This is a genomic window from Pseudomonas sp. NPDC087639 (assembly GCF_044743385.1).
Taxonomy (GTDB): domain Bacteria; phylum Pseudomonadota; class Gammaproteobacteria; order Pseudomonadales; family Pseudomonadaceae; genus Aquipseudomonas.
In genome coordinates this window covers 1-10094 of record NZ_JBIUWI010000093.1, presented here as the reverse complement: position 1 = coordinate 10094, position 10094 = coordinate 1, and the positions used below count along the sequence as shown (strand labels likewise).

Annotated in this window: 9 protein-coding genes and 1 riboswitch; of the genes, 1 reads left to right on the top strand and 8 read right to left on the bottom strand. The window is 61.5% G+C overall.

The features are described from left to right. Nucleotides 1-188 precede the first annotated feature (188 nt). A complete protein-coding gene (gene ltaE / locus ACIOVB_RS25255; RefSeq protein ID WP_401272015.1) occupies nucleotides 189-1193 on the bottom strand; it encodes a low-specificity L-threonine aldolase in 1005 nt (334 codons plus the stop codon). Nucleotides 1194-1390: 197 nt separating this feature from the next. Further along, a riboswitch (FMN riboswitch) is annotated at nucleotides 1391-1562 on the top strand. A 103-nt stretch (nucleotides 1563-1665) separates the two neighbouring features. Between ltaE and ACIOVB_RS25250 the strand changes: the two genes are divergently transcribed. Next, nucleotides 1666-2175 (top strand): 6,7-dimethyl-8-ribityllumazine synthase, encoded by a 510-nt coding sequence (locus tag ACIOVB_RS25250; protein WP_401272014.1) that lies wholly within the window; start codon nucleotides 1666-1668, stop codon nucleotides 2173-2175. A gap of 47 nt (nucleotides 2176-2222) precedes the next feature. Here ACIOVB_RS25250 and astE read toward each other — a convergent pair whose 3' ends face one another. From astE to ACIOVB_RS25215, 7 genes are all read right to left on the bottom strand, one after another. Further along, entirely contained in the window at nucleotides 2223-3230 is a 1008-nt protein-coding gene (gene astE, locus ACIOVB_RS25245) for a succinylglutamate desuccinylase (RefSeq protein WP_401272013.1), read from the bottom strand. Nucleotides 3231-3242: 12 nt separating this feature from the next. Further along, the gene (locus ACIOVB_RS25240) at nucleotides 3243-3533 is read right to left on the bottom strand and encodes a hypothetical protein (RefSeq protein ID WP_016983958.1); all 291 of its coding nucleotides are present in this window, start codon (nucleotides 3531-3533) and stop codon (nucleotides 3243-3245) included. 57 nt (nucleotides 3534-3590) lie between these two features. Beyond that, nucleotides 3591-4937, bottom strand: coding sequence for an N-succinylarginine dihydrolase (gene astB / locus ACIOVB_RS25235; RefSeq protein WP_401272012.1), 1347 nt, complete (start codon nucleotides 4935-4937; stop codon nucleotides 3591-3593). Between the two features lie 167 nt (nucleotides 4938-5104). Then, nucleotides 5105-6574 carry a succinylglutamate-semialdehyde dehydrogenase gene (gene astD / locus ACIOVB_RS25230; RefSeq protein ID WP_187679342.1) on the bottom strand — a complete coding sequence of 490 codons (1470 nt, stop codon included), beginning with the start codon at nucleotides 6572-6574 and terminating at the stop codon, nucleotides 5105-5107. Further along, nucleotides 6571-7596: an arginine N-succinyltransferase gene (gene astA, locus ACIOVB_RS25225; protein WP_187679281.1), complete on the bottom strand. Its 1026-nt coding sequence runs from the start codon at nucleotides 7594-7596 to the stop codon at nucleotides 6571-6573. Before astA ends, astD begins: the two co-directional genes overlap by 4 nt. A 51-nt stretch (nucleotides 7597-7647) precedes the next feature. Next, the gene (aruF, locus tag ACIOVB_RS25220; protein WP_100847631.1) at nucleotides 7648-8667 is read right to left on the bottom strand and encodes an arginine/ornithine succinyltransferase subunit alpha; all 1020 of its coding nucleotides are present in this window, start codon (nucleotides 8665-8667) and stop codon (nucleotides 7648-7650) included. Nucleotides 8668-8891: 224 nt separating this feature from the next. Beyond that, on the bottom strand, nucleotides 8892-10094 hold a 1203-nt coding region (locus ACIOVB_RS25215), incomplete at its 5' end, for an aspartate aminotransferase family protein (protein ID WP_401272011.1).

The window sequence follows — 10094 nt, the reverse complement described above, 5'->3', positions numbered from 1 at the left end:
GAAGAAGCGAAGGAAGGCTTCACGGATTTCTGCGCTTTTCATTAGGTTCTTCCACGGAGGCTGCGGCCAAAGGCCTGTGCGAAACGTCAACAGACGAAGCGACGGCAAAGGGCCGCATTATATCGGCCCAGCGCGCGGGGTACAGCGTGTTTATACGATAGAAACGGTCAATTGGACGGCTAACGCTGTCACTTGCGCGAAAACTCGACGAATGTCGCGATCACTTGCTCGATTTGCGAGCGATTGACGTCCATGTGCGTGACCATGCGCAGACGGGAGGCGGCGCTCAATTTGATCCCGCGCTCGGCCGCAAACGCCTTGAGTGCCTCCGCTTTATCACCCATTTGCACGTAAACCATATTGGTCTGCACGGGTTCGACAGTGAAACCGGCTTCACGCAGGCCTTCGGCGAGCAAGTGCGCGTTGGCGTGGTCATCGGCCAGGCGCTCGACGTTGTGATCCAGCGCATACAACCCCGCCGCAGCCAGCAATCCGGCCTGACGCATGCCGCCGCCGACCATCTTGCGCAAGCGACGCGCCTTGCCGATTAACTCGACCGTTCCGCACAACACCGAGCCTACCGGCGCGCCAAGCCCCTTGGACAGGCACACCGACACCGAATCGAAGTGCCCAGTGATTTCTCGGGCATCAACGCCCAGCTTGACCGCCGCGTTGTACAACCGCGCGCCGTCCAGGTGCAGTTGCAAGCCATTGTCCTGCGTGAACTTGCGCGCCCGCGCCAGATACTCCAGCGGCAGCACTTTGCCTTGCATGGTGTTTTCCAGCGCCAGCAATCGCGTCCGGGCGAAATGGAAGTCATCGGGTTTGATCGCGGCGGCGACCTGATCCAGATTCAGCGAACCGTCGGCCTGCACCTCCAGCGGCTGTGGCTGGATCGAACCGAGCACCGCCGCGCCACCGCCCTCGTACTTATAGGTGTGCGCCTGTTGACCAACGATGTATTCGTCACCGCGCTCACAATGCGCCATCAAGCCGAGCAAGTTGCTCATGGTGCCGGTCGGCACAAACAGCGCAGCGGCGAAACCCAGCCGTTTCGCCAATTCGGCCTCCAGACGATTGACCGTCGGATCTTCGCCGTACACGTCATCACCGGTGTCCGCCGCAGTCATCGCGTCGAGCATGGCGGGAGTCGGTTGAGTGACGGTGTCGCTGCGAAGATCGATAACGCTCATGAACCTGGCCTCAAGTCAGCAGGGGAAATCCCTTTATGGAGGTGAATTACTGCGGTCATCGCACCGATTAATCAACCCTTGGCGCAGGAAAACACCCAAAGAGCGTTCAAAAAACTCGATAGCAATCATCGCAAAGGCGCAATGCGCAGACACACAATCTGTGTTAAAAACGCTGCGCCGCCCACAAAAGGGCGGCAAAACGTTCTCAGGGCGGGGTGCAATTCCCCACCGGCGGTAATTGCGCGCAATGCGCATAGCCCGCGAGCGCTTGGCGGCGGCCACGGCTTCGGCGGTGGATGGCGGCAAGGTCAGCAGACCCGGTGTGATTCCGGGGCCGACGGTCATAGTCCGGATGAAGAGAGAACGGGATTGACGCTAAAGGGCCGTCCGCGTGCATTCGTGCGAGCGTGCGCACCCTTGAATCCCATTCGATTCATAACGCCCTGTTTTTCACACAAACAGGAGTCAGAACATGCAACCCACCGCTTTCGATAGCAAAACCAAACACCCTCACGGCGAGCGCGTCGCGTTCATCCAGGCTTGCTGGCACAAGGAAATCGTCGACCAGAGCCGTAAAGGCTTCGTCGCTGAAATGCTCGTTCAGGGTTATCAGGAATCGGACATCGACTTTTTCGAAGTCGGCGGCGCCTTTGAAATGCCCTTGCATGCCAAGCTACTGGCCAAGACCGGTCGTTATGCCGGTATCGTCGCGGCAGCCCTGGTAGTGGACGGCGGCATCTATCGTCACGAGTTCGTCGCCCAGTCGGTGGTCAGCGGCCTGATGCAGGTTCAGCTGGAAACCGAAGTACCGGTGTTCTCGGTGTCCCTGACCCCGCATCACTTCCATGCCGGTGAAGAACATCAGAAGTTCTTCTTGGAGCACTTTGTGCACAAGGGCCAGGAAGCGGCGAAGACTTGCGCGGATACGTTGCAGAAGGTTCGTGCGTTGCGTCGCACAGAGCCGCGTGCAGTAGCGGTCTGACCCTCCATTGAGGCGTTCCCACGCTCTGCGTGGGAACGATCATCACATCAGGCCAGGTTTTCGTCGGTGGCCGGGACGATCAGGATGCCCGCCCGCAGGCCATTCTTGACCTTGGGATTGGGGAAGATGATCCGCGCGCCCTCTTCCTCGATGATCCAGCGGGTATTGGCCAGATCTTCGGCCAGCACATAACCCACTTCCAGCTCGGAAAAGTTTTCGATGTCCTGCGGCAGGTTCAGGCGGAACGCATCGCTGTGCTTGATGATTTCCCGCGCCACACTGAACAGTTGCAAACCGTCCAGGCCTTCCTCGGCGGCCGGTTCGTTGCCTTCGATGATCTGCTTCAGGCGGGTTTCCAGCAGCGACACATTGACCCCGTCGTTCTGCCCGAACGGTCGCGCCTTGCCCAGTTCCAGCGTGAAGGCCTCGGCATCGAGCTTGTCGTAGGTGTATGAGCTGAACACGATCGACGGTTTGTTCTGCAACAGCACCGCCTCCATGCCGGCCGCACGCAGGCGTGCCAGTTCGCGGCGGGAATGCTGGCGACCTTCCTTCCACGGGTACAAAGCGAACTGCTCGATCTTCGAACCGCGAATGGCCGTATGCAGGTCATAGTGAAGTCGCTGACGATCCGGCAGGCTGAAGAAGCTCGCCGCCAGTCGTTCCAGCTCACAGGCGCGTATGGCCTCAGAACCGCTGGTTTGTTCATGACGGCCGTTGAACAGCCGATTGACGTCCTGCTCGACGAAGCGCTCACCCTTGCGAATCGCTTCCGGGTTGCCGAACAGGAACAGAATGCGTGCGCGCGGTTTCAAATCGCCGCGTGCGATGTCGTGCAGCAGCCGGTCAAGCAACTCGATCGGCGCTGTTTCGTTGCCATGGATCCCCGCCGACAGCAGTAGATCCAGGCCATTGTCGCGTGCTTCCGGTGGCCGGACTTCCAGCGCACCTTCGCTCAACCAGCGCATCCGCACGCCTTCGACAGTCAGTTGAGTCTTCTCCGCCGGTTCGCGGCCGGCGAGGGTCAGTTCAAGCAGTTTGCCGAGGGCGAGCATAGAGCGGTTTCCTTAGTGGTCGTGGTTGCAATCCGGGCCGTGCACGTGGTCTTCGTCGTCGCCGACGTCAGCCGGTTCCATTTCCAGTTGCAGACTTACCAGATTAGTCGCCAATGGGCGCAGCAGCAGGTTGGCGTACTCGGCGTCGCCTTCTTCGACGTCCACGCCGATCAGCAGTTGGCCACGGCCGTCCTGCTGGATCCACAGCTCTTTGCCTTGCCACATGACCGCGACGCGGGTGCACGAGGTTTGCAGTTGCGTGCCGTCGGTGTCTTCAAGGATCAGCTGCAGGGAATCGCTCATGTTTTTACTCTCTTGGGGAGATAAACCGCGCGCCGCGTTCAGGCGACGCGCCGGCCATCAATTGATCTGGAATGGATAAACCGCGCCCAGTTTAAGGATTTGCGTCAGTTCATCCAGTGCCGTCCGGCATTCAAGCAGCAACTGCGGGTCCGCCAGATCGGTTTCGCTCAGACGGTCGCGGTAGTGCTTTTCAACCCATGCGGTCAACGAACCGTACAACGGGGCCGTCATGATAACGCCTGGGTTGACCGCCGCCAGTTCAGTTTCATTGAGCGCGACGCGTAGACGCAGGCACGCCGGGCCACCACCGTTCTGCATGCTTTGCTTGAGGTCGAAGACTTTCACTTCGCGGATCAGACCGCCGGAGCTGGTCAGGCTTTGCAGGTAGGCCCACACGCGCTCGTTGGCCTGGCACTCTTGCGGCACGATCAACAGCATCGAGCCATCAGGGCGCGACAACAACTGGCTGTTGAACAGGTACGAACGCACCGCGTCGTCCACGGTGACCGCCGAACGCGGCACGCAGATCGACTGGAAGTTGCCGCCGACCTTGGCCAGTTTGCCTTGCAACTCGGCCAGCATCTGCTCGGTGTTGAGGAACGCGTCCTCGTGATAGAACAGCGCCTCGCCGTTGCCCACCGCGATCACATCGTTGTGGAACACGCCCTGATCGATCACGTTCGGGTTTTGCTGGGCGTAAACCACGCCTTCGTCACGCAGACCGTGCAGACGCGCAACCGCTTGCGAGGCTTCGAGGGTCTGACGGGCCGGGTACTTTTGCGGTGCCGGGACACGATTGTCGAAAGCACTGCGACCGAACACGAAGAACTCGACACCGGCCTCGCCGTACTCGCGGCAGAAACGCGTGTGGTTGGCCGCGCCTTCGTCGCCGAACTGCGCCACCGCCGGCAAAGCCGCGTGATGAGCAAAGTGCTGCTGATTGGCGAACATCGCGCCGAGCACACGGCTGGTGGTCGGATGCTCGATGCTGCGGTGATATTTGCAGTTGAGGTTGGCGGCGGTGAAATGCACGCGGCCGTCAGCGGTGTCGGCACTCGGGCTGACCGTGGCGGCGTTGGCGACCCACATGCTCGACGCCGAGCAACTGGCAACCAGCAACGGCATGGCTTCTTTGGCGGCGCGCTCGATCACTTGAGCGTCGGTGCCGCTGAAACCCAGACGGCGCAGAGCGGCCACGTCCGGACGCTCCTGTGGCGCCAGCACACCTTGCTGAAAGCCCATTTCCATCAGCGCTTTCATTTTCGCCAGGCCTTGCAGCGCGGCTTCCTTCGGATTCGAGGATTGCTGGCTGTTGCTCTGGGACGCCACGTTGCCGTAGGACAGACCGCCGTAGTTATGGGTCGGCCCCACTAGACCGTCAAAATTGACTTCATAGGATTTCATCAGCGAGGCTCCACGAGAATCTGTTGTTATAGGCTTCAGTAACTAACTGTTCAGTGCGACCGAGGCGCGGCCTTCGCGAGCAGGCTCGCTCCCACAGGTTCGGTGGTGGTCACACACGTAGTGCACGACACAAATCCTGTGGGAGCGAGCCTGCTCGCGAATGGGTATCACGCCATCTTCACGCCAGGCGTCAGGGTGGCAGGCAACACCAGGCTCGGTGTTTCCAGCGACGCCACCGGGTACGCGCAGTAATCCGCCGCGTAGTAGGCACTGGCGCGATGGTTGCCCGAGGCGCCGACACCGCCGAACGGTGCGCTGCTCGCAGCACCGGTCAGTTGTTTGTTCCAGTTGACGATGCCGGCGCGGCTTTCCAGCCAGAACTGCTGATAGCGATCTTCGGAATCGGACAGCAGACCCGCGGCCAAGCCGTAAGCGGTGTCGTTGGCCTCACTGATCGCGGCAGCGAAATCGGTGTAGCGGATCACTTGCAGCAACGGGCCAAACAGTTCTTCGTCCGGGCGCTCGGCCACAGCCGTCACATCAACAATGCCCGGAGTCAGCAGCGCCGACTGCGCCTGTGGCTGAGTCATCTCCAGCAGCGACACGGCGCCGTTGGCCAGCAGATGTTCCTGGGCATCCATCAGCGCTTTCGCCGCACCGAGGGAAATCACCGACCCCATGAACGGTGCCGGTTGCTGATCGAATGCACCGACCTCGATGGTCGCGCTGACTTCCACCAGACGCTTGAGCAGGCTGTCGCCCCACGCGCCTTGCGGCACCAGCAAGCGACGGGCGCAGGTGCAGCGCTGGCCGGCAGAAATGAACGCCGACTGAATGATCGTGTAAACCGCCGCATCCAGATCGGCGACCTGATCGACCACCAGCGGGTTGTTGCCGCCCATTTCCAGCGCAAGAATCTTGTCCGGGCGCCCGGCGAATTGCTGGTGCAGATGATTGCCGGTGCGGCTCGAACCGGTGAAGAACAGACCGTCGATGCCCGGGTTCGCGGCCAGCGCGATGCCAGTTTCGCGAGCGCCTTGCAGCAGGTTCAACACGCCGGCCGGCAGACCGGCTTCGATCCAGCACTTGACCGTCAGCTCGGCGACTTTCGGGGTCAGCTCGCTTGGTTTGAACAACACGCTGTTACCGGCCAGCAGCGCCGGCACGATGTGGCCGTTCGGCAAGTGCCCCGGGAAGTTGTAAGGGCCGAACACCGCGACCACGCCGTGGGGCTTGTGGCGCAGCACGGCGGTGGCGTCGCCCAACGGGCCGCTCTTCTCGCCGGTACGTTCGCGGTAGCTCTGCACCGAGATCGCGATCTTGTTGACCATGCTGGTGACTTCAGTCGCGGCTTCCCACAGTGGCTTGCCGGTTTCCTCACCGATGGTGCGGGCCAGTTCGTCGGCGTGGTTTTTCAGCGCGGCGGCGAAAGCTTCCAGAACGCTGATGCGATCTTCCAGCGAACGACGTGCCCAGCCCGGAAATGCCTGACGCGCAGCCTGCACGGCCGACTCGACCTGAGCGGCGGTGGCGCCCTCCCCCGACCACAGCACTTGCTGGGTCACCGGGTTCAGCGATTGAAAAGCTTCGCCCTGACCGGCCAGCCATTCACCTGCAATGTATAGCGAATTCATTATTTCGACTCCCGAGCAGCGGACAACGCCACGGCGCGCACTTGATCGCCAGCGTTGAGTTGAAGACGTTTGGCGGTCTGCTGATCGACCACCAGAGTGCCGGCGGCCAGACGTGCCGGCGCGGCAGTGATGCGGCAGTCTTCGCGCTTGCGGTTATGGATGATGAACGGCGTGGCGTCGTCGCCCGGCGTACCCACGGCCAGCACCAGCGCTTCGCTGTCACGCACAGCGCGGATCTTGCTGGTTTCGCATTCGATGGCCGGACCGGCGTCGAAGATGTCGACGTAGCCCTGATAGCTGAAACCTTCACTCTTGAGCATCGCCAGCGCCGGCTCGGTGTCCGGGTGAACCTGACCGATGACATTGCGTGCGTCCGGAGACAGGAAGCAGGTGTACAGCGGGAATTTCGGCATCAGTTCAGCGATGAAGGCCTTGTTGCCGACACCGGTCAGGTAATCGGCCTGGCTGAATTCCATCTTGAAGAAGTGCCGGCCCAGACTCTCCCAGAACGGCGAGCGACCGGCTTCATCCGACACACCACGCATCTCGGCGATGATCTTGTTGCCGAACAGTTCCGGGAACTCGGCGATGAACAGCATCCGCGCCTTGGACAGCATGCGGCCGTTGAGGCCAGTGCGGTAATCGGCGTGCAGAAACAGCGAGCACAGCTCGGAGTTGCCGGTCAGATCGTTGGCGAGGAACAGCGTCGGGATCTCTCGATAGATGTTCAGCTCTTGCGAAGCGCTGACAGTGAGGCCGACACGGAAGTTGTACCAGGGCTCACGCAGACCGACCGCGCCGGCAATGGCAGAAATCCCCACCACGCGGCCGTTGTCATCTTCGAGCACGAACAGGTAGTCCGCGTCGCCACGGCCTGCTTCGCCGCGAAAGGTCTTCTCGGCCCAGCCGACCCGATGGGTCAGGCGCTCTTCGTTGGCCGGCAATGTGGTCAGGCCGGTGCCGGTGCTGCGGGCCAGGTCGATCAGCGCGGATAAATCGCTGCTGCGTACGGGACGAACAATCATGCTATCTCCTCAAACGGGCCGCCTTCGCCACCCGTGAAACTCGCTAAGGCGTTAAACCGCCACCAGGCGCACGCTGGCACCTTCACCGACGCCCAAGGCTTCGGCCGCTTCCATATCCAGCGTCACCGGTTTGCCCGGCGCGTAGTCCAGCTCAAGCAACACGGCGCGGTAATCCTGCAACTGGGCGTTGGCCACCAGATACTGGCGCCCGGCACCTTTGACCGGCTCGCCGATCTTCACTGGCACCACGCGGCTCTGGGCGATCGAACGGATCCCCGAAACACGCGCATGCAGGGTCGGGCCACCGTCGAAAATGTCGATGTAGTGGTCGGTCTCGAAGCCTTCGCGCATCAGGATGTCGAAGGTGATCTGCGCACGCGGGTGCACCTGGCCCATCGCTTCTTGAGCGGAATCCGGCAGCAGCGGCACGTAGATCGGGTAATGCGGCATCAGCTCGGCGAGGAACGTACGGCTTTTCAGCCCGCACAGGCGCTCGGCCTCGGCGTAGTTGAGGTCGAAGAAGTTGCGACCAATGGCGTCCCAGAACGGCGAGTCGCCATTCTCGTCGCTGTAACCGACGATCTCGGTCACCACCGAATCAGCAAAACGCTCCGGGTGGCTGGCGACAAACAGCAGACGGCCACGGGAGTTGAGCTCCGACCAAGGCGAACCCACCAACTCGCGCTGCACATAGAAACTGGTCAGCAAGCTGTTGCCGGTCAGGTCGTGGCATTGCGAAAGCACGTGGATCTTGTTGTGGATCTTCAATTCGCGGGATGCGTGGACGAAGGTCTCGTTGCGGAAGCTGTAGAACGGCTCCGAATAACCCGCCGAGGCAACGATGGCCGAGCAGCCGACCAGTTTGCCGGTGGCGGTGTCTTCAAGGACGAAGAAGTAGCTCTCTTCACCGTTAAAGCTCACTTCGGCGGCGAACGAGGCTTCGCTCGCGGCGATCTTGTCGCTCAGACGTTCCACGTCATCCGGCAAGGAAGTGACACCAATCGGGCTGTCCGCAGCCAGACGCTGTACCTCGCCCAGATCAGCCATTTGCGCGGGGCGCATCACCAGCATGGTGTCACTCCTTTCTCTTATAAAATTTACTGAAAAAAACACCGGACACTGTGGGATAGGCTCTTTGTGGTGATGGGCTGCGCAGCGGCCCCAGGTTTCTGGGGGGGCTTCGCGCCCCGTCGGGGATAAATCCCCTCACCACAAAGACTCACTCCGGCAGTTGAATCTGCCCGGCATCAAAAATTAGGCTCGACGCCTGAAATGTTCAGGCGCCGAAGGGTCTATCAAGCTTGCGTCAATTTCGCTGCAGCACGTTCGAAGCGGTCCAGGCCGGCATCGATGTCGGCGTCTTCCACCACCAGGCTCGGGGCGAAACGGATTACGTCCGGGCCGGCTTGCAGAATCATCAGGCCTTCTTTTTCAGCGGCGTTGAAGATGTCCTTGGCCTTGCCTTTCCAGGCATCGCTCAGTACGCAACCGATCAGCAGACCAAGGCCACGCACCTGAGTGAACAGGCCGTACTTCTCGCCGATCTGCTGCAGACGCGTCTTGAACTTGTCGTGCTTGGCATTGACGCCATTCAACACTTCAGGGGTGTTGATCACGTCGATCACCGCTTCTGCGACGGCGCACGCCAGCGGGTTGCCGCCGTAAGTGGTGCCGTGGGTGCCGACGACCAGATGTTTGGCCAGCGCTTCGGTGGTCAGCATCGCCGCGATCGGGAAACCGCCGCCCAGGCTCTTGGCGCTGGTCAGGATGTCCGGAGTCACGCCGTAATGCTGGTAGGCGAACAGCTTGCCGCTGCGGCCCATGCCGGTCTGCACTTCGTCGAACACCAGCAGCGCGTTGTTTGCGTCGCACAGTTCGCGGGCACCTTGCAGGTAAGCCAGTTCGGCCGGCAGTACGCCGCCCTCGCCCTGGATCGGCTCAAGCACGACCGCACAGGTCTTGTCGGAAACCGCAGCTTTCAGCGCAGCCAGGTCGTTATAAGGAACGTGGGTGATGCCGGTGATTTTCGGGCCGAAACCGTCGGAGTACTTCGACTGGCCACCGACGTTAACGGTGAACAGGGTACGGCCGTGGAAGCTGTTCAGCGCGGCGATGATTTCGTACTTCTCGCTGCCGAAACGGTCGAACGCCACGCGACGGGCCAGCTTGAACGCGGCCTCGTTGGCTTCGGCGCCAGAGTTGCAGAAGAACACGCGCTCGGCGAACGTGGCGTCGATCAGCTTGTGCGCCAGACGCAGGGCCGGCTCGTTGGTGAACACGTTCGATACGTGCCACAGCTTGTTCGCTTGCTCGGTCAAGGCACCGACCAGCGCCGGGTGCGCGTGGCCCAATACGTTGACGGCGATGCCGCCAGCAAAGTCGATCAGCTCGCGGCCGGCCTGATCCCAGACGCGGGAACCGGCGCCACGCGCCGGCATGATAGCGGCAGGCGCGTAGTTGGGAACCGTACCCGGGTCGACGGCGGCGCGGGGGACCGC